The following is a 19,076-nucleotide window of genomic DNA, read 5'->3' as shown; positions in this document are numbered from 1 at the left end:
TGTATATGACCAATCAAATAACGTCTGGCAGAGCTTCTGTAGAAGCGAGCTACAGCCAGGCCGATCAAGCGCTACCGCTGCTGCGGATACTTGAAGCACGGCTTCGGACACTGCTCCTGTGCCGGGCGTCAGCCAGGGCTTTCAGGTTGACCTGTTTCATTCGTGCCGCTCCCAAAGACGCCGCCCTGGCTGCGTGTTTCGCAGCCGACTTCGTCAGGACCATTGCCCTGATACGGGCGGGCACGGTAGGGATTGCAATGCTGACGGCCATAACTAACAGGAAGGTTGATTCTTTAGAGCCAGGAACCACCGCATTTAATACGCCGCTTGCCGTAAAGACGGTACTTGCCAGGATCTGGCTCACCGCCGAACGAGCTGTCAACTGTTGCGCTTGTGAAGCGGCGCCTCGACTAATAGCCTTCAATGCTGGCAGCGCAGTTTTAACACCAAGCACGGCACCAAACAGCCCTAAACCAATCCAGACATAGGAGAAAAGTTGCCGCGTATCAACTTCATGCCCACTCGGATCCCTACGATTCACAGGATCCCCCACGCAATACCCATAGGCATTCAACCCGCCCTCGCCAAACGGACTCAAGCTGTCCGGACTGTTGAAGCGCATCAAGGTCGGGTTGTAGGCGCGATAGCCATTGCCGAGCAGGTAGTGGCCAGTAACGGGGTCGGCGTGTTCGCCGTTGAAGCCGGGCGATAGCGCGACTGCGGCGTGGTAGCCGTAAGGGGAGTAAGCGATGGCGGTGTTATCGGCTTGCAGCACGCTGTGTTGTGAGTCGGTGGCGGTCAACGCGGTGCTCGCAAGTTTGCCAACCACGGTGTGTTGCGCCAGCAGTTGGCTGTCGCGGTGTAAGAAGCTGCGCTGTTCGGCGCCCTGGATCTCGGTGGCCAGCCGGTCAGCGCGATAGAAGTCCCGGGTGATTGCCTCAGCCAGCGCCGTTCGGGACGCGAGGCGGTCAAGGGGGTCGTAGGCGTAGCGGCACAGTTGGGTCTGTCGAGCCATGTCTGCAACTCTGGTGAGCAGAGATAGCTTGAGCCTGAGCTTTTCGACGGCCTTCGTCTACCTAGCAAAAATGCTAGGTTTTGTGGGCTGGGGATTTTGGTGAGGGTAAGTTACAAGCCTGACAGCGCAGACCCAACCTGTGGGAGCGAATTCATTCGCGAAGAGGCCGGTACAGTCGATAGAAGTCATCGTCTGTCATGCAGCATTCGCGAATGAATTCGCTCCCACAGGGTCAGCGCAAGCCAGAAAAAATGGATTGCAGTCCAGCTATTTAGCTACCCGCACCACCATGCGCTTCTTCGAAGAAGTAATCCTTCCAGCTCGCGGCTTTGTTTTTCAGGACGCCCAGCTCATGCAGTTTTTCGGCATAGATGTAGGTGCGTTGCGGGGCGATGGTGAAGTCGATTTCCGGATCGGCAACGATCTTCTCAACCAGCGGCAGCGGCAGCTTGGATTGCTCGACGCGGATGTAGGTCTTGGCAGCGGCAGGCTTGTCGGCCTTGATGATTTTCTCGGCTTCGGCCAGCGCGTCGTAGAAGGCTTTGTAGGTCTTCGGGTTTTCGTCGTGGAATTTCTCGGTGGTGTAGAGCACGTTGAACGTGGCCTGACCGCCCAGTGCGTCGTAAGAACTCAGCACTTTATGCACGTTGGGGTTTTCAAGCTCCTGATACTGGAACGGCGGGCTGGAGAAGTGCGAGTTGATTTCCGAGCCGCCAGCGATCAGCGCTGAGGTGGCGTCCGGATGCGCAAGGCTCACCGAGATATTGTCGAATTTCTTGAAGTTTTCGTTACCGAATTGCTTGGCGGTTTCGATCTGCAAGGTGCGCGACTGGAAGCCCACGCCCGCCGCAGGGACCGCGATGCGGTCTTTTTCCGAGAAGTCCTTGAGGGTCTTCACGTTCGGGTTGTTGGTCAGCAGGTAGTTAGGCATCGAGCCCAGCGAGGCGATGGCTTTGACATTCTGTTTGCCTTTGGTGCGGTCCCAGACGGTCAGCATCGGCGGCACGCCTGCAGATACCACGTCCAGCGCGCCAGCCAGCAGCGCTTCGTTCATAGCGGTGGCTCCGGAAATGCTGTTCCAGTCGACCTTGATGTCCAGACCTTGCTCTTTACCGTGCTTCTCGATCAGTTGTTGATCGCGCACCACGTCGAGAATCAGGTAACCGATACCGAATTGCTGGGCGATGCTGATCTTGCCTTCGGCTTGTACGCCGCTGCTGAGCAGACCAATAGTGGCTGCCAGCGCGACGAGGGCGGAGCGTTTGAAAGGGATTGTCATGGATAACCTCACAAGAATTCGAAAATTGTTAATGACTGTGGAAGCGGTCCAGACCAAGCACCGCGCAGGTAGACACGACGTGGGACCGGCTTTAGCCGGGAAGGCAGTCGATCGGTAGGGAAAAATTCAGTGCCTGTCCCGGCCTCTTCCCGGCTAAAGCCGGTCCCACGTCGTTCCATCCACTTGAGGGCGAACATAGAATCTCCCATAGGGAATGCATTTCAGCGCTGCATACCCCAGCGCTTGACGGTCAGGCGTTCGATGTTGGCGAACAGCAGGTTTTCGACCAGCAGCCCGATAAGGATCACGGCAGCCAGGCCGGCGAAAACCTTGTCGGTATACAGCTCGTTGCGGTTCTGGAAGATGTACCAGCCCAGGCCGCCTTTGCCCGAAGACGCACCGAACACCAGCTCGGCGGCGATCAGGGTGCGCCAGGCGAATGCCCAGCCGATTTTCAGGCCCGCCAGAATCGACGGCAGCGCAGCGGGGATCAGGATGTACCAGACAAACCGTAGCCCCTTGAGGCCGTAGTTGCGGCCGGCCATGCGCTGGGTTTCAGAGACACTCAGAAAACCCGCGTAGGTATTGAGCGCCAAGGCCCACAGCACCGAATGCACCAGCACGAAGATCAGGCTGTTCTGACCCAGACCAAACCACAGCAGCGCCAGTGGCAAAAGGGCAATGGCGGGCAGCGGGTTGAACATCGCCGTCAGGGTGCCAAGCAGATCACGGCCCAGTTGAGTCGAGACCGCCAACGTTGTCAGAGCAAAGGCCAGAACGATACCGATCACATAGCCTTGAATCAGCACGGTCAGGGAAACCCACACCTTGCCGATCAGCTCGCCGGACAAAATGCCGTCATAAAACGCGGCAGCGGTTTGCAGAAAGCTGGGCAGCAACAGGTCGTTGTTCTGGATCCGTGCAGCGATTTCCCAGAGGATCGCCAGCACAATCAGGATCACGCTCTTGCGCACCCAGCTCACTTGCCAGATACGCTGCGCCAGGGGGATGTCACGGGCCAGATCTTGCTGAGTGAAAGGCTCCAGCGTGACTTCGTACTCTTCACGGATGTTCATGGTGGTGCTCTCTGAAGTCTGCAACTCACCCTGTGGGAGCGAGCTTGCTCGCGAAGAGGCCGGGTCAGGCGATATTTAATCATTGCCTATCCATCAGTCTTCGCGAGCAAGCTCGCTCCCACAGGTTCATTAGTGTTAATAAGCGATACGGATATCTTGAAAATTCAGCTCTCGATCAACCGCCTGCTCTTCGCCTTCATCAAACAGCAGCCGATGAATGCGCTGAGCGGTGTGTTGGAAGCCGACGCCGCCGAGGCTTTTCAGGTCGTATTGGTGGCTGTTGATTTCTGCGCGCACGCGCCCCGGATGTGGGGACAGCAGCAAGATCCGGTTACCCACCACCAAGGCTTCTTCAATGGAGTGGGTCACGAACAACAGCGTGAATCGCACTTCTTCCCACAACTCCAGCAGTTCTTCCTGCATCTTGCGACGCGTCAGGGCATCCAGCGCGGCGAAGGGTTCGTCCATGAGCAGAATTTTTGGCTGCATCGCCAAGGCACGCGCAATCGCCACACGGGCTTTCATGCCGCCGGACAAGGTGTGCGGGTAGGCATCGGCGAAAGCGCTCAGGCCGACTTTCGCCAGGTAGTAAAGAGCGCGCTCCTGAGCTTCCTTGCGCTTGAGAGTGCGCGAGGCCAACAGCGGGAACATGACGTTTTCAATCACGGTTTTCCACGGTGGCAGCTGGTCGAACTCCTGGAACACCACAATGCGATCCGGGCCGGGTTCTGTGACTTCGGCACCAGCCAGACGGATCTGCCCTTCGCTAGGCTTGATGAAACCGGCCACGGCTTTGAGCAAGGTGGATTTGCCGCAACCGGACGGGCCGAGCAGCACGAAGCGGTCGGCCGGATCGATCTCGAAACTGACCTGATGAGTCGCCCGCACCACGCGCTCCGGGGTGCGGTATTCGAGGCTGACGTTCTGGACTTGCAACAGAGCTTCAGCGGCAGGCTGATCGACCGGTTGCGCAGGCGTGTTTGCGCTAGCCGTGCGGCTTTGCAGAACAGCATTCATTGATTAGCTCCCGGTTTCAAAACGGCGCATCGCCCTGGATGGTGGTGCGGTGCAAGCGACGACGCAGATGATCGGGTGTGCCGCCTGCCAGATGGATCAGCGAACGGTTGTCCCAGAAGACCATGTCGTTGGGTGCCCATTTGTGGCGATACACCGCTTCAGGGCGCACGCTGTGGGCGTACAGCTCATTCAGGATCTGCTGACTCTCATCTTCCGGCAGGCCGACGATGTGGGTGGTGAACCCTTCGCTGACAAACAACGCCTTGCGACCGTTCTCAGGGTGGGTGCGGACAATCGGATGGCTGACCACGACCACCTGAGCCAGTTGCTCGGCACTCAGGGTTGGCCGCCAGTTCTGGGCGTTGTGCCCGTCGCGATAACGCGAGGTGTAACTGTGAACCGCGTTGCGACCTTCAACCGCTTTGCGCAGATGCTCCGGCAGGGTTTCCCAGGCCAGGTGCATGTCGGCGAACAAGGTGTCGCCGCCTTCGCTTGGCAGTTCCTGGGCGTAGAGCATCGAACCGAGGCTCGGCAGCTCTTTGTAGGACAGGTCCGAATGCCAGTACTTGCCCGCATCGCCCAAACCGATGGGCTGACCGTTTTCCACGATGTTGGAAACGATGAGGATTTCCGGGTGGTTCGCCAGCAGGAACTGCTTGAGTACGTGGATCTGCAGCACGCCAAAACGACGGCTGAAATCAATCTGCTGTTGCGGGGTGATCTGCTGATCGCGGAACACCACCACATGGTGATCCAGATGCGCGCGATGGATGCGGGCGAAGTCGGCTTCATTCAGCGGTCGGGACAAATCCAGACCCACGACTTCCGCCCCCACGCTTGCGGCGAACGGACGCACTTCGAACGGTTGAGGCGCGGCTTGAACAGCTGATGAGGCGAGGGAGGCTGCTGACATGAACTCCGACTCCAGAAGACTGGTGGATTAGAGTTATGACTTTAAAGGTATAAGAATCGAAATTTAAATATCGTTATTGCATATGAATAGTTCGGATTGAACTAGGGGAATATCCCAGACGCACATCAATACCACGTGGGAGCGAGCTTGCTCGCGAAGACATTATTGCAGGCGCAAAAAATGTATTGAGTGTCCTTGCCTATTCGCGAGCAAGCTCGCTCCCACAGGATTGGGCCTGGCAACTCTCCGCACACACAAAAACGCCGACACTGTTACCAGCGTCGGCGTCGGGTATTGCGGTGCAGCTCAGCAATCAGAACGCAGGCAATACCGCGCCGTCGTACTTCTTGTTGATGAAGTCTTTGACTTTCTGGCTGGTCAGGGCCTTGGACAGCTTCTCGATAGCGTCGGTGTGAGCGTTATCGGTACGGGTCACCAGATAGTTCACGTAAGGCGAATCAGCGCCTTCGATGATCAGCGCGTCTTTCTTCGGGCTCAGTTTGGCTTCAAGCGCGTAGTTGGTGTTGATCAACGCCAGATCTACCTGATCCAGTGCGCGCGGCAATACAGCCGATTCCAGCTCGCGGAACTTGAACTTCTTCGGGTTGGTGGCGATGTCTTTCGGCGTCGACAGAGCGTTGGTCGGATCTTTCAAAGTGATCAGGCCATTTTTCTGCAACAGCAACAGAGCGCGACCGGCGTTGCTGCCTTCGTTAGGGATGGCGATGGTTGCGCCTTCCGGCAGGTCAGCGATGCTCTTGTACTTGCGCGAGTAACCGCCGAACGGTTCAACGTGAACGCCGACGCCAGTGACCAGAGTCGCGCCCTTACCTTTGTTGAAGCCTTCCAGATACGGTTTGGTCTGGAAGTAGTTGGCGTCCAGACGCTTTTCATTCAGTTGTACGTTTGGCTGCACGTAGTCGGTGAAGACCTTGATTTGCAGATCCACGCCTTCTTTGGCCAGATCAGGCTTGATCAGCTCAAGGATTTCCTGGTGAGGAATCGGCGTCGCACCGACCACCAGTTTCTCGGCTGCTTGAGCCACGCTTACCGAAAATACGGCCGCCAGGGCGGTCAACAGCAATGTCTTCTTCATGCAATGTCCTTAGAGAAATCGAGGTCGGTTCGCCGACAGCTCTTCAATGAGTTGCCCCCGACGCAAATGCAGTCGGGGGCGTGGAGCGGACATTACCGATATTTTTTATTCCAAGACAATACTTTTTTGGCAATTGCTTATGCTTTTTAGGATGCTTAACACTGTCAGCCTTACCGCAATCACAGCTCTCGGATGGCCATCACTCGGTTTTGGTAGGCGGTAAGGAAGTCACCAGGTTTGATATTGGGGTGCGCCAGACCTTGCGCCGCCTGCTCTGGGTTGCCACGTAGAAACGTGTCGAGAGTAGTCAGGCGCTGGTTGGACTCCCCTGTCCCCGAGGGTTGCCCACCGTCGCCGATGAGATCCTCGAGAAGGTCTTCAGCGTCAAGCCGGTAGCCAAGCCAATCCACGTGCCTGGAGATCTGCTTCGCCCGCCTCAAAGCTTTGGGCGCGGCAATAGCAACCTTCGTAGCTTTACCCACCTTCACAGCCTTGCTGAAGTTCTGCAGTGATTTCCCTTGGGGAGCTTTTATCGCCCCCTGCCGGGTTGCCGTCGCTGCTCCCTTGCCAATAAAGCGGGCTGCCTTCTGATTACCCCGAGATGCGGAAAATTTGGCGGCCTTCGCGCCTGCCAGTGAGCCAGCTGCCAGACCCATACTTAAATAACCCAGGATCTGCCCAGCATTGGAGTCAGGAGCCAATTCGGACACCACTTCACTGGCGATGCCGAAAACATCGCTGCTGATACTCATTGCGGCCATGAAAACGGCTGGACCGGTCAAGGGAGCACCCGCACCCAGAGTGATAACCGTAAGGGCAATAGCAGCCACCGAAACCGCGATACCCAGAAACGCTTTGAAGGAAAAATGCCCGGTCGGGTCGCTTCTGTTGATCGGATCCCCCATGCAATAGGCGTAAGGGTTCAGTCCGCCCGAATCAAAAGGGCTCATGCTGTCGGGGCTGTGGAAGCGCATCAACACCGGATTGTAGGCGCGGTAACCGTTTCCCAGCAGATAACAGCCGGTGACCGGGTCGGGTTGTTCACCGTTGAAACCCAGCAGACTTTGCATGCCGCTTTGAGCGACCTGCCCGCCATAAGGGGTGTAAGCGGTGCGCTGGGTGTCGTTACCGGTGACTGTTTGCAGCACGCTGTTCTGCTGGTCACAGCCCAGGAGGCTATTTACCACCGAATTTCCAGAGCGCGTGCATTGGGCCAGTACGTTTCCACCTGCTTCGATCATGCTGTGCTGCCGCCCACCCTCCAGTTGTGTTGCCAGCCGCTCATCGCGATAGATGCGGGTTGTGGCGGTGGCCCCCACTGGCTCGACGCCAATCAGGCGATCCAGAGCGTCGTACCGATAATTGATCAGAATTCCTTGTTGATTCATGCGTGCTCCTGCGCGATCGAAGCCAGGCGGCCCAGATCGTCATAAATCATGCGACGGCCACACTCGTCATTGAGCTGGTTGCCATCGCCGTCATAAGTGAATGTCGCTTGTTGTGAGGCGTAATCAGGATGGGTATGGGCGACTCGGCTCAGCTGGGTTTTGTCCAGATATTCGTACGTGTAAGTCGCGATGTTTTCGCCGCCGGTAAACCGGGTTGTCAATTGGGTAATGTTATCCAGCTGGTCATAGACATAAGTCTGGCCGTGGATGGCGTTACCGGCCGAATCAACAGGCAAGTACTTTGCACTGCACTGATACTGTTCAAGGCGTCCACGTGAGTCGTACGCAAAGGTCTCATCACGTAGCACGCTATGACCCTGTTTGAGGGTGCGTTGGACGAGCCTGTCGCTTGCATCGAACTGCTGAGTCAACTCCTCAGGTTGATTGGAATCAACGGTCAACAACCGACCTACCTCGCGCCCGAAGTCGTCGTACTCCAATTGGGTGGTCAGCTTGCGTTTAGTTTGGTTGTCGACGGTTTCAATCTTGCCGACACGGCCGAACGAGTCGTAGTGATAATCGGCGGTGACCGAGCCTTGCTTCACCTTGGAAATTCGACAGAGCGCATCGTATTGGGTCACTTGTGCAACACCTGACGCATCGGTGTACTGCATAGGCAGACCCTTGAGCGAATGGCGCTGCCCCGCACTCAGCAAACCTTGGCCATCGAGTTGGTCGCCGATGTGCTGGCCCGACAGGGAGTACATAAGCTGGTGCTGATGGTCAGGGCTAGAGGCCTCTGTCAACCTGGCATGGGTGCAGTCATAGGTAAAAGTGGCGGACAGATGGCTACTGCCTTCAACGCTGCGCTCTGTCATTTGATTGTTCAGTACTGGGTCGTACTCGTATGAAACAATTTTTCCACTGGCCGTGACACGGGTCGTTGGATTGGGTTGGGCACCCTCATAGGTAAACGTTTCTGTACGCCCGCCTACGGTGGTGCTCGTGACTCGCAGCAACCCATCGTAGGCTCGTTGACCTGCCAGATATTCGTTAACCCAGATGTGTGTCGCCAGGTTTTCAGTGCTATGCGCAACGAATTGCTTCTTGATGCAAGTCCCGTCATGCAGCTTGGTCATGATTAAACGATCGGCAAAATCGTATCCAAATCGTGTGGTGTGACCGTCAGGGTTGATTTGCTGCACGCAACGGCCCAGCCCGTCATATAGGTATTCAGTAATGCCAAGCGAGTTACCCTCGCGATCAAACCGCTCGACAGAATCGTTCTTGCCAAACACGTTTTTGGTCAACACCGTTGTGCCGGCCTTATCCAGACCTTGAGTTTGAGTCAGCAGGATAGGGTCATATGAGTCGTGCCTGATCACCCCATCGGGGCCAGTGCTCGCGTTACGATTTCCCCAGTCGTCGTAGGTGTGCCGGGTCGACATTGCATAGGGTTTGCCATCGAGCCAATCCGTGTTGACCTCCTCAATCAGTTGGCCAAGCAGGTCATAGTTGGCACGGTAAATATCACGCATTGGCGCCTTTACTGTGTCGAGATCCTGAATCTCAATGACTGACTCACGACTCATGCCGTCAAACCGGGTTACCGTCTTGGCGCCGTTGACCGCAACTGAATGGGTTTCGTACGGCTCATCCCGTATTTCGGGCAGCTTATAACTGTAAGTTTTGACCGCTTGGCCAGATGTCTCGGGCGCGACCATTTCAAGGGTTTTACGGCCGAGTCGGTCGTGGCCAGTCTTGATGGTAACCCCCAACTGCTCGACCACTTTGACCTCTGCACCGGTCGATATGTTTTGCCAGGTGGACGTGCTGCTGCTGCAACCATCGGCGGCGGTCAATGTTGTATGGGTGCACAGGGCCCCATCAATAAACTCGTAGCTATAGTCAAAAGTGGTGGTGACCCCCGTGACGGTTTCTGTTTTCTGCTTCACGCGCCCGAACCCCTTACTCATGAGATTACTTTCATAGTCCCAGGTAATGGTCACCACTGGCTCGGTCTGCCCATCCTGAATAACGGATTCTTGAGCCACAGCCAGGAACTTACCTCGTTCCGAGCTCGCCGAGGGTAATTCAACGTATCTATAGTGAGTCACCATCGTCGGAGCTGGGGCGAAGCCCGGTGCAGGTTTCAACGTTTTACTTTTCAGCCAGCGCTGTTCCCCGAATCCGTCTGCAGGACATCCATCGGAGGCCCCGACCGGATAGTATTCGAAAACTTCGACAATGCCGGTTGGAGACACTTTCTTCAGAATGTTGCCGCAATCGTCATATTCGGTCAGGGTCGTTTCAGTGCGTTCACGATTACGGATCGACGTATCGGAGTACGTCACTTCAACTTTGGCGGGAAGCTGTAAATTAGCAGGTTGATTTTTGAAATGCACATTGGCTTTGTCATGATACCGAGTACTGTTACGAGTGACTTTGCCATTCTGGGTAACCGTTTCTTCGACTTGCAAATGAAAGCGGTTATAGGTACGAACCGTCCTGCGTATCGTCTGTTTGCCCTGAACCAGATTTTCAGTCGAGCTGTACCTGTAGTCGGCATTAGCCTCATAAAGATTATCCCCGTCACCACGCCATTTAACACTCGATGCGTAACCCAGGTAGTTACTGGGTGAGTAGGTGTACTTACGAGTAATGGCTGGCTGGCCGCTGTGCGGCTCAATGGTATGCGAGGAGACGGCCGGTAACGCTCGCATCGGTGCACCGGGAGGCAGCAGTAGCCCCGACGACTGGTACCTGATCTTTTCAGTGCCGCCAGTCGGTAAATCCAGTCGTGTAATGACGTTCAAACCCGTGACGTTCTGGTATTCAAACCCCCAGGCGCCAGAGAACTTCTTGTCCGACAGCACCGTGATTTTTTGCAGCTCACCTTTTCGTTGTGTTAGCTCAATGACCAGCCTGTCCGCTGAGCTGTCGGGCCACAGCGTGATGCTGGATACTCGCGATGAGCCGTTTGAGACATCTACTGTCAGCAATCTCTGATTTTCATCACGCAGGGTACGTAACAGGCGGCCTCCAGGGACGTTGCTGTACTCCAGATAAATAGCCCGGCCTTCAGGAGAGTAAATTTTCGACACCAACCACTCACTTGAACTGGACGATGTGCTACTCAATACTTCAAGTATTCCAGACTTGTGTTCAATAAACAGGTCACGACCCGCCCGGCTGGTTTTCAGGTCTTTGATTTTCTTGTCCCTGAGAATAAAGTTCCCACTGGTGACAGCCGCCATGTGGCTTGTACCATTGGACAAACTAAGTTTCCCTGTCGTCCGGTTAAAGTTAGACAGTTGCAGACTCCAGCCTTTGCCAAAGCCCAGGTCATCACTTTGAAGTGCGCTAAACCCTAGAACCAAGGGCACAGAGGGGCCGCTCAACGCATTCGCCAAAAGCTCGGGAAGAGAAAAATTGCAACTATAGGTACCAGTGCGGGGGTCAACACCGGCATTAACAAAACTCAAAAAATTATGGGCGTTGGAATACAATCCAGACGCATTTGGAGTAGTCATAACAATTCCTTTTAATGACGCAAAAGGCGCACAGGGAGCGAGCCTATTAATCCAGCCATCTTTTAAACAGAAAAAGAGAGCCCTCAGAGAAACCAGCTGACCCGGCTTAACCAGCCCCATGGACAGCTAGCGGAAGCAGACCAGAAACTCCATACACCACCCTCAGCTTATTAAATAAAGAGACTAGTATCTCGTCACGAACTCAGCTTCACCCAAGTTTTTACACCTGTCTAGCGCACGCAATCAAAAGTAATAAACAGCCATTCAAAACGGCTCATCAATTTTAATTCAATAGATAATTAACAACTTTACCTTGAGTTTTTGGAGTCAGAATGCGTGGGATATTTTCCCTTTTTATTACAGATTTATTAAGCGCACCTGTCGCCAGAACAAAAAACGCCGCGCCTCTGGAAAGGGGGCACGGCGCGGGAACACCGGAATAGCAGGTCAACTTATGGCAAGTTTCACCCGCGCGATAGCCGCCTCAAGCGCTCGTTGCAGTGCAAAGAGTTGCTCAACCTTTGCATCAACAAGAACATTTCCTACAAGGCGCTCAATCTCTTGCAGCGGGTTCGTATCTACCGGCAGATTCAGATGCTCTGGCAGGATCTCCTCACCGCTGCTGACCAGCAATGCGAAGTGGATAACATTTTCCAGCTCGCGGGTATTGCCCGGCCAGCTGTGCGCTTCAAGAACCCGCTGCGCGGCGTCGCTGATCAGCGGCACGGCGAGGTTAAGGCGCTGGCTGTATATGCCAAGAAAATATTCGGCCAGTGGCAGGATGTTGCCTGGTTGATCACGTAAAGCAGGCAGCTCAAGGTGGCCTTCGCTGAGGTAGTGGAACAGCCGCTCATGAAACTTGCCGACGGCCACGGCTTGGGCCAGGTCGATGCTGGTGGCGGCGACCAGTCGTACGTCTACCGGGCTGGGTTGTTGCGAGCCGACGCGGGTCACTTCGTGGTTTTCCAGCGCAGCCAGCAGCTTGTTCTGGATCGGCAGCGGCAGATCGCCGATTTCGTCCAGGTACAATGTGCCGCCGTTGGCAGAGCCAAACCAGCCTGCGCGGCTACTGGCCGAACCGCTGTGTGCACCGGCGGCGTACCCAAACAGCTCGGCATCGGCATAGGTTGGGCTGATGGCGCCGCAATTGACCGAGACGAACAAACCGGTGCGGTCACTGCCACGATGAATATGGCGGGCCAGTAACTCCTTGCCGGTGCCGGACTCGCCACGAATCAGCACCGGCAGCGCGCGAGGCGCCAACTGTTCCATTTCTTCGCGCAAACGGCGGGCGCGCGGATCAATGAACACCAACGCTTTGGCGCGAATGCTCAGCGGGCTTTTTTCGGCGTCGGGGAAGGTCAGCAACGGCTGACCGAAAGGTTCTTTAAGGCTCATGGCAAACTCCCGCCTGAGCCCTTGTGATGACTCAAACGTTAACTAAGAACAGGATCTTGAGGGCAAGCGCGGAACACTCCGCACTGGATAAATTCATGCTCGACGCCGGGCGTGATGTTCCATTCGGCTTTGCAGGCGATACAGATAAGCGAAGCCCTGCTCCCAGCGACGGTGCCCCGACTTGACGTTGATATGCCCCGCCTGACTGAGAATGCAGGTTTCTGCGCCCCAATCACGGGCCATTTCCATGGCGCGCTGGGTGCTGACCGCAGCGTCGTTATCCGAGGTGACGATCTGGGTCGGGAACGGCAACAAGTCTTTCGGGATCGGCGCAAAGTTGCGCAAGGCAGGCGAGCAGCCTGGGCGTTCTACATCTGCAGGCGCGACCAGAAGAGCGCCTTGGACCTGACGCAGAGACTCCAGCGGAGCCAGCCGTGCCCAATGGGCAACGGTGATGCAGCCCAGGCTATGGGCAATAAGGATGACCGGAGTGCGCTCAGCTGAAATAGCGCGCTGCAACTCGCCCACCCAGTCTTCAAGGCGTGGTTTGAACCAGTCGGCCTGCTCCACTCGCGAGCTGTTGGGCAAGCTGTATTGCCAGTGAGTTTGCCAGTGCTCATCGCCCGACCCTTGCCAGCCTGGCACGATCAGATAGCGGATCGATTCGTTATGCATGGGGTAAGCCTCCTGCATGTTGCGTTCATGAGGCTGAGTATAAGGAAGCGGGGTGGAATAAATAAGGAATAAGAAGCTATCGATCAATAGCTAAATCGAATATACATACGCTAAAAAAAGGGGCTGTCCCCTGCCTAAGGAACAACCCCGATAAAAAAACTGCTGTGTTGACCCACCTTTCAGTGGGCAGGGTTGAAGGTACTCAACCTTTGTTACAGATATTCGTCTGTAGGAGCGTGCTCCTACGGGTACGACTTAGATTGGCAGCGGATTACCTTCCGGATGCACGGTATTCACTGCCAATGGCTGCTCCGGCAGTTCCCGTGCGACGTTCCAGACCACCACCGCAGCGATGATGTCGAACACAGCCAGTACGACGAACAGCGGGCTGTAGCCGATTTTGGTGACCAATACCCCAAACACCATGGTGAAAGCCGCTGCACCGAGGAAGCCAAGCATGCCGCGGAAGATCGCCAGGCTCTGCCAGCCAGTGGCAAACGCCGCTACAGCGCAGGCTGCGGACCAGGCCACGGCGAAAATCGCAAAGCCCATCTTTGTGCCGATGGCATCAATGATGTAGCCAGCAACCGGTTGCATCACCGCGTAGCAAATCTGCCAGGCTACGACTATGTGCGAATACTGCTCAGTGCTGATGCTCAGCTCGGTCATGAGCGTTGGCGCGGCCACGGAAAGCGTGTTGCGCGCGAGGTAGTTGACGACCAGACCGGCCATTACCAGCCCCACCATCCACCAGCGGATCCCTTTTATTTTCATCTCTTCACCTTTTGTTATTGGCTGTTATCGGAGCGGCGGCGAGTTGCTCTCGCTTAAAGACGGTTATCTACCAGCAGCCCACGGTGAGGCCGCACGCGGTTACGGGCACGGATGAACGTGAGGGGGAGTGTCCACAGGAATGAGAAACGAGGGTGCTCATTGGGATTGTTACTCTTTGTATTATTTTTATGGTTGCAAAAACCAGGTTTCGCCTAGTCATCGTATGACTATGCGGTTTATAGACACACCTTGTTACACCGTCAATGGGGCGATAGGGGGTTTAGACCATTAGCTATAGGGTGATTCGGGGATTTTCGCGGAAAGGGATTTTGCGAAGCGTCATACGACGACTAATGACTTATCAGTCACAGATTCAGTGGGAGCGCGCTTGCCCGCGATGAACGATGACGCGGAGTGTTAGTTACATCGCCATCGCTGGCCTCGTAACCTCGGTGAGCTCCTACGGGATCCGTGTTTTATCTGAAGCGCCGCGATCCTGTAGGAGCAATCGGAGGTTACGACGGTCGCGAAGCGGTGTGTCAGGTACACCGCCATCGCTGGCCTCGTAACCTCGGTGAGCTCCCACGGGATCCGTGTTTTATCTGAAGCGCCGCGATCCTGTAGGAGCAATCGGAGGTTACGACGGTCGCGAAGCGGTGTGTCAGGTACACCGCCATCGCTGGCCTCGTAACCTCGGTGAGCTCCTACGGGATCCGTGTTTTATCTGAAGCGCCGCGATCCTGTAGGAGCAATCGGAGGTTACGACGGTCGCGAAGCGGTGTGTCAGGTACACCGCGATTCGCAGCCTTCGGCAGCTCCTACAGAGGCAGATATCCACTCACCGCAAGTCAAACGCCTCATCTTCCAGTAGCGCTAACTGATAGCTGTCTTCGCCAACGTCATGAATCAGCTTCGGCAGGTAGCGCTCGTCGATTTTCGAGCGCAGGCGGTGGATGGCGACTTCGACCGGGCGCGGGTCGTTGTCGAAAATCTGTGCCGCGATCTGTGCGCGGCTGAGGATTTCGCCCTGACGGCTAGCGAGCCACTGCAGCAGAGCGAATTCTTTTTCACCCATGGAAATGCGCTGCCCGCCTCGGCTGACACGCTGCAGGGCCATGTCGATTTCCAGGTCGGCGATGCTGATACTGGCGGCATCGCCGGTGGGGCCACGGCGCAGCAGTTTGCGTACACGGCCCAGTAATTCCTCAAAGCTGAAGGGCTTGAGCAGGTAGTCATCCACGCCCAGCTCCAGACCTCGCAGCCGATCTTCGATGGCGTCCGGCGCGGTCAGAAACAACACCGGCGTAGCGCCACGCTGGCGGATCAGTTGCAGTAACTGCCAGCCATTAAGGCCAGGCAGCATCACGTCAAGGATGATCAGGTCGTAGCTTTGCTCTTCGACAAAATGGCGACCGTCGAGGCCATTAAGCGCCACATCCAGCGCAAAACCCGACTCGGCAAAGCCTTCGGCCAGTTCTTTGGCCGTCCTGGCATCGTATTCCACTAACAACAGCCGCATGACTCACCTCGATTATTCAGGCCCTCAGCATAACGACTTGGCGCGCTTGACGCTGGCTACCTTGTGCAATTTGAAGACATCAAAGACTTCCAGCTGGTCATCCCCCAGCCGCACGATCTTGCGCTGATGCAGGTCCTGCAACACGTCAAGCAGCTCTGGACGCGCCAGACCCGTGGTGCGAACCGATTGAATTTCATCCAGTGAAATCAAACGCCGGGCGTGACTCAGGTGTCCATACCCCTCGGCCAACATCAGCAGCCGCCACGCAACCCGGGCCTTGGCAGGCAGTAATGCGATGCGATCCGGGTGCAGTAAGTCGATCCCCAGCTTGACGCTGAGCAAGCTGGCGAAGGGACGCCAATGGGCCGGATTTCGCTCCAGTATTTCCAGCATCACGGCCTGAGGCACATGGAGAAAAATGCTCTGTTCCATGGAGTAAGCATCGAACCGGCGCGGCATGCCATCGAATAAAGACACCTCGCCAAACCAAAAGGGCGTGCGCACTGCTTCCAAACGCGGCGCAAGACGCTGATCACAGGCCGGCCCCATGCGCACCGAGCCTTCAAGCAGAGCATAAAACCCACAAGGTGCATCACCCTTCTGGAACAATAATTTGCCCGGCGTCCTGCGAGTCTGGCGTGCAGCGTTGAGCAGGCTATCCTGCAAGTCAGCCGGCAGATGCGAGAACCAGTAATCGTTCATCAGCCGTGACCGCCATGCAGCTCCAGTTGTCATGTTTTGCTTCCTTTTATCGTGAATCGAATCCCTTTCAAGACGAAACCGTAGCAGAATCGTTTATCGCCCAAGGAGGAATAATAATGAAAAACCTCACTGATCATCTCAGCCAATACGCGGGCTACCACCGTGACTCGCGCAATATCATCACTCACTTTGTCGGCATTCCACTGATCGTCGTGGCAGTGGCCGTCCTGCTGTCACGTCCCGGATGGATGCTGAGCGGTGTGTGGTTTTCCCCTGCTGCACTGGTGGCAGCAGCGTCCGTGGTTTTCTATCTGCGCCTTGATCGCCCGTTCGGCCTGTTGATGTGCGTACTGCTGGGGCTGTGTCTCTGGGCAAGCGCAGTGCTTGCACAGCAAGCGACCATGGTCTGGCTCAGTGCTGGGGTCGGATTGTTTGTGCTGGGCTGGATCATCCAGTTCGTCGGCCATTATTACGAAGGTCGCAAACCGGCGTTCATCGATGATGTTTCAGGATTAATCATCGGCCCGCTGTTCGTCGTGGCTGAACTGGCGTTTTTGCTGGGGATGCGCAAGCCGTTGCAGCATGCGATCGAAGAACGGGTGGGCCCGGTAGGTAGGCGGGATTTGAAGCGGGTGGTGTGAGATGGGGCTGTTTATAGGGACCTGACCTCTGATTCGGCCACGCGCAAGATCCCTTGTGGGAGCGAGCTTGCTCGCGAAGTGGCCAGTCGAGCCGAATATATTTCTGTGGGCAGGAACATTGCCTTCGCGAGCAAGCTCGCTCCCACAGGATCGGTGCATCGCACCCGTCCGGTGAGAGCCTTTATTTAAATCCCCGCAACCTTCTGCCAGACCTTCGGCTTGAAGAACAACGTCTCGCCCCGGGCCAGGCCGGTCAGGCTGTCGTGGTCTTTCACCACTTCGGCTTCGATCAGCTCGCTCTGGCCTTCGACTTTCAGGGTAATCCGCGTAGTTGCGCCCAACGGTCGAATATCGCGCACTTGCGCGGCGTGGTGGTCTTCCAGTTCGGAGCGTGACAGCGACACTTCGTGGGGCCGGAACAGCACGTGCTCCTCGCCAATGTGCAGGCGGTTGGAATCACCCAGGAAGTGATAAACGAAATCACTGGCCGGGTTTTCGTACACTTCGCCCGGTGAGCCGATCTGCTCGATCACACCCTTGTTCATGACCACGATGCGATCGGCCACTTCCATGGCTTCTTCCTGGTCGTGGGTCACGAAAACCGAGGTCAGGTTGATGTCTTCGTGCAGACGCGCTAACCAGCGACGCAGTTCTTTCCGCACTTTGGCATCCAGAGCGCCGAACGGCTCATCCAGCAGCAATACCTTAGGTTCTACCGCCAGAGCACGGGCCAGGGCGATACGCTGACGCTGCCCGCCAGATAGCTGCTCCGGGTAGCGATCTGCCAACCAGTCCAGCTGCACCATGTTCAGCAGCTCGTGGACTTTGACGGCGATCTGGCTTTCATTCGGGCGCTGGTTCTTGGGCTTCATACGCAGGCCGAATGCGACGTTATCGAACACGGTCATGTGGCGGAACAGCGCGTAGTGCTGGAACACGAAACCGACGTTGCGATCACGCACGTCATGGCCGGAGACGTCTTCGCCATGAAAGACAATGCTGCCCTGATCCGGAGTTTCGAGACCGGCAATGATGCGCAGCAAGGTGGTCTTGCCACAGCCGGACGGGCCAAGCAACGCCACCAGCTCGCCACTCTGGATGTCCAGATTGATGCTGTTCAGGGCCTTGAAGGCGTTGAAGTTCTTGCTGACATTACGGACTTCGATCGACATGAGTTATTCCTCCGCCGCACTTTGGCGCAGACGGTTAATGCGCGCTTCGCTCCACTGCTTGAGCAGCAGGATGAACAGCGCAAGGATCAGCAACAAGCTCGCCACGGCAAAGGCTGCCACGTGGTTGTACTCGTTATAGAGAATTTCGACGTGCAGCGGCAGAGTGTTGGTGACGCCGCGAATGTGCCCGGACACCACCGACACCGCCCCGAACTCGCCCATGGCCCGGGCGGTACAGAGCACCACGCCATAGATCAGACCCCATTTGATGTTCGGCACGGTCACATGCCAGAACATCTGCCAGCCGTTGGCGCCCAGCAGCCGCGCGGCCTCCTCTTCCTGAGTGCCCTGCTCCTGCATCAGCGGGATCAGTTCACGGGCCACGAAAGGCACGGTGACGAAGATAGTCGCCAGGATAATACCCGGCAGCGCGAAGACGATCTGGATGTCGTGGTCCTGCAACCACGGGCCGAAAAAGCCCTGGGCGCCAAACATCAAAACGTAGACCAGACCGGCAATCACCGGCGACACCGAGAACGGCAGGTCGATCAGGGTCACCAGGATGCTCTTACCTCGGAACGAGTATTTACTCACGCACCACGCAGCACTGACGCCGAATACCAGATTCAGCGGCACCGAGATCAATACGGCGATGACCGTCAGCTTGAGGGCCGACAAAGCATCAGGCTCAAGAATCGCCGTGAAGAATGCACCAAGGCCGTTCTTCAAACCCTGAGACACAACGATGAACAGCGGCAATCCCAGAAACAGCAGGAATACCAGCCAGCACAGGATGATCAGGATCCGCCGCGACACCGCGCTGCCACGACGGGCGGCGTTGGCTGAGGCGGCGGCTGAAACAGATGAATAGGACATGT

At 56.3% G+C, this 19,076-nt stretch carries 15 protein-coding genes and 1 pseudogene; 1 reads left to right on the top strand and 15 read right to left on the bottom strand.

The window, feature by feature from the left end; genetic code table 11:
* Positions 1-64: 64 nt before the first annotated feature.
* From IV01_RS26075 to IV01_RS23350, 13 genes and pseudogenes are all read right to left on the bottom strand, one after another.
* Positions 65-1,015 carry an RHS repeat-associated core domain-containing protein gene (locus IV01_RS26075; protein ID WP_080290182.1) on the bottom strand — a complete coding sequence of 317 codons (951 nt, stop codon included), beginning with the start codon at positions 1,013-1,015 and terminating at the stop codon, positions 65-67.
* A 271-nt stretch (positions 1,016-1,286) separates the two neighbouring features.
* On the bottom strand, positions 1,287-2,294 hold the full coding sequence (locus IV01_RS23305; protein ID WP_032625187.1) for an ABC transporter substrate-binding protein: 1,008 nt from the start codon (positions 2,292-2,294) through the stop codon (positions 1,287-1,289).
* A 221-nt stretch (positions 2,295-2,515) separates the two neighbouring features.
* Positions 2,516-3,370 carry an ABC transporter permease gene (locus IV01_RS23310; protein WP_032625185.1) on the bottom strand — a complete coding sequence of 285 codons (855 nt, stop codon included), beginning with the start codon at positions 3,368-3,370 and terminating at the stop codon, positions 2,516-2,518.
* Between the two features lie 135 nt (positions 3,371-3,505).
* Positions 3,506-4,387: an ABC transporter ATP-binding protein gene (locus IV01_RS23315; RefSeq protein WP_032625183.1), complete on the bottom strand. Its 882-nt coding sequence runs from the start codon at positions 4,385-4,387 to the stop codon at positions 3,506-3,508.
* 16 nt (positions 4,388-4,403) lie between these two features.
* Positions 4,404-5,300, bottom strand: coding sequence for a TauD/TfdA dioxygenase family protein (locus tag IV01_RS23320; RefSeq protein ID WP_032625182.1), 897 nt, complete (start codon positions 5,298-5,300; stop codon positions 4,404-4,406).
* 313 nt (positions 5,301-5,613) lie between these two features.
* Positions 5,614-6,396, bottom strand: a complete 783-nt coding sequence (locus IV01_RS23325; RefSeq protein ID WP_032625181.1) for a MetQ/NlpA family ABC transporter substrate-binding protein — start codon at positions 6,394-6,396, stop codon at positions 5,614-5,616.
* A gap of 179 nt (positions 6,397-6,575) precedes the next feature.
* Positions 6,576-7,784, bottom strand: coding sequence for an RHS repeat-associated core domain-containing protein (locus IV01_RS0124475; protein ID WP_050507257.1), 1,209 nt, complete (start codon positions 7,782-7,784; stop codon positions 6,576-6,578).
* Positions 7,781-11,317, bottom strand: a complete 3,537-nt coding sequence (locus tag IV01_RS23330) for an RHS repeat domain-containing protein (RefSeq protein ID WP_195758732.1) — start codon at positions 11,315-11,317, stop codon at positions 7,781-7,783. The genes IV01_RS0124475 and IV01_RS23330 overlap by 4 nt, the downstream gene beginning before the upstream one ends.
* 447 nt (positions 11,318-11,764) lie before the next feature.
* Entirely contained in the window at positions 11,765-12,715 is a 951-nt protein-coding gene (locus IV01_RS23335) for a sigma 54-interacting transcriptional regulator (RefSeq protein ID WP_032625177.1), read from the bottom strand.
* A gap of 93 nt (positions 12,716-12,808) precedes the next feature.
* Positions 12,809-13,390 (bottom strand): alpha/beta hydrolase, encoded by a 582-nt coding sequence (locus IV01_RS23340; protein ID WP_032625175.1) that lies wholly within the window; start codon positions 13,388-13,390, stop codon positions 12,809-12,811.
* Positions 13,391-13,819: 429 nt separating this feature from the next.
* Positions 13,820-14,137: pseudogene (locus IV01_RS27340) on the bottom strand (MFS transporter); the annotation flags it as partial.
* Between the two features lie 865 nt (positions 14,138-15,002).
* Positions 15,003-15,683, bottom strand: a complete 681-nt coding sequence (locus IV01_RS23345; RefSeq protein WP_032625174.1) for a response regulator — start codon at positions 15,681-15,683, stop codon at positions 15,003-15,005.
* Between the two features lie 24 nt (positions 15,684-15,707).
* Positions 15,708-16,418 (bottom strand): Crp/Fnr family transcriptional regulator, encoded by a 711-nt coding sequence (locus IV01_RS23350; RefSeq protein ID WP_032625172.1) that lies wholly within the window; start codon positions 16,416-16,418, stop codon positions 15,708-15,710.
* Between the two features lie 83 nt (positions 16,419-16,501).
* On the opposite strand from IV01_RS23350, the gene IV01_RS23355 reads away from it, so the two are divergent.
* Positions 16,502-17,026 carry a DUF962 domain-containing protein gene (locus IV01_RS23355; protein WP_032625169.1) on the top strand — a complete coding sequence of 175 codons (525 nt, stop codon included), beginning with the start codon at positions 16,502-16,504 and terminating at the stop codon, positions 17,024-17,026.
* A gap of 185 nt (positions 17,027-17,211) precedes the next feature.
* Here IV01_RS23355 and IV01_RS23360 read toward each other — a convergent pair whose 3' ends face one another.
* Positions 17,212-18,198: a sulfate/molybdate ABC transporter ATP-binding protein gene (locus tag IV01_RS23360; RefSeq protein WP_032625167.1), complete on the bottom strand. Its 987-nt coding sequence runs from the start codon at positions 18,196-18,198 to the stop codon at positions 17,212-17,214.
* A gap of 3 nt (positions 18,199-18,201) precedes the next feature.
* Complete coding sequence (cysW, locus tag IV01_RS23365; protein ID WP_032625165.1) at positions 18,202-19,074, bottom strand: sulfate ABC transporter permease subunit CysW; 873 nt, start codon at positions 19,072-19,074, stop codon at positions 18,202-18,204.
* Positions 19,075-19,076 lie beyond the last annotated feature (2 nt).

The organism is Pseudomonas syringae, from assembly GCF_000737245.1.
In the GTDB taxonomy this organism is placed as follows: Bacteria; Pseudomonadota; Gammaproteobacteria; order Pseudomonadales; family Pseudomonadaceae; genus Aquipseudomonas; species Aquipseudomonas syringae_J.
The sequence above is the reverse complement of the archived record's forward strand: the minus strand, read 5'-3'. Positions and strand labels throughout refer to the sequence as shown.

Excerpts from the sequence above, each read along its gene's own strand:
- IV01_RS26075 (WP_080290182.1), bottom strand. The coding sequence starts at position 1,015 with ATGGCTCGACAGACCCAACTGTGCCGCTACGCCTACGACCCCCTTGAC.
- IV01_RS23305 (WP_032625187.1), bottom strand. The coding sequence starts at position 2,294 with ATGACAATCCCTTTCAAACGCTCCGCCCTCGTCGCGCTGGCAGCCACT.
- IV01_RS23310 (WP_032625185.1), bottom strand. The coding sequence starts at position 3,370 with ATGAACATCCGTGAAGAGTACGAAGTCACGCTGGAGCCTTTCACTCAG.
- IV01_RS23315 (WP_032625183.1), bottom strand. The coding sequence starts at position 4,387 with ATGAATGCTGTTCTGCAAAGCCGCACGGCTAGCGCAAACACGCCTGCG.
- IV01_RS23320 (WP_032625182.1), bottom strand. The coding sequence starts at position 5,300 with ATGTCAGCAGCCTCCCTCGCCTCATCAGCTGTTCAAGCCGCGCCTCAA.
- IV01_RS23325 (WP_032625181.1), bottom strand. The coding sequence starts at position 6,396 with ATGAAGAAGACATTGCTGTTGACCGCCCTGGCGGCCGTATTTTCGGTA.
- IV01_RS0124475 (WP_050507257.1), bottom strand. The coding sequence starts at position 7,784 with ATGAATCAACAAGGAATTCTGATCAATTATCGGTACGACGCTCTGGAT.
- IV01_RS23330 (WP_195758732.1), bottom strand. The coding sequence starts at position 11,317 with ATGACTACTCCAAATGCGTCTGGATTGTATTCCAACGCCCATAATTTT.
- IV01_RS23335 (WP_032625177.1), bottom strand. The coding sequence starts at position 12,715 with ATGAGCCTTAAAGAACCTTTCGGTCAGCCGTTGCTGACCTTCCCCGAC.
- IV01_RS23340 (WP_032625175.1), bottom strand. The coding sequence starts at position 13,390 with ATGCATAACGAATCGATCCGCTATCTGATCGTGCCAGGCTGGCAAGGG.
- IV01_RS23345 (WP_032625174.1), bottom strand. The coding sequence starts at position 15,683 with ATGCGGCTGTTGTTAGTGGAATACGATGCCAGGACGGCCAAAGAACTG.
- IV01_RS23350 (WP_032625172.1), bottom strand. The coding sequence starts at position 16,418 with ATGACAACTGGAGCTGCATGGCGGTCACGGCTGATGAACGATTACTGG.
- IV01_RS23355 (WP_032625169.1), top strand. The coding sequence starts at position 16,502 with ATGAAAAACCTCACTGATCATCTCAGCCAATACGCGGGCTACCACCGT.
- IV01_RS23360 (WP_032625167.1), bottom strand. The coding sequence starts at position 18,198 with ATGTCGATCGAAGTCCGTAATGTCAGCAAGAACTTCAACGCCTTCAAG.
- cysW (WP_032625165.1), bottom strand. The coding sequence starts at position 19,074 with ATGTCCTATTCATCTGTTTCAGCCGCCGCCTCAGCCAACGCCGCCCGT.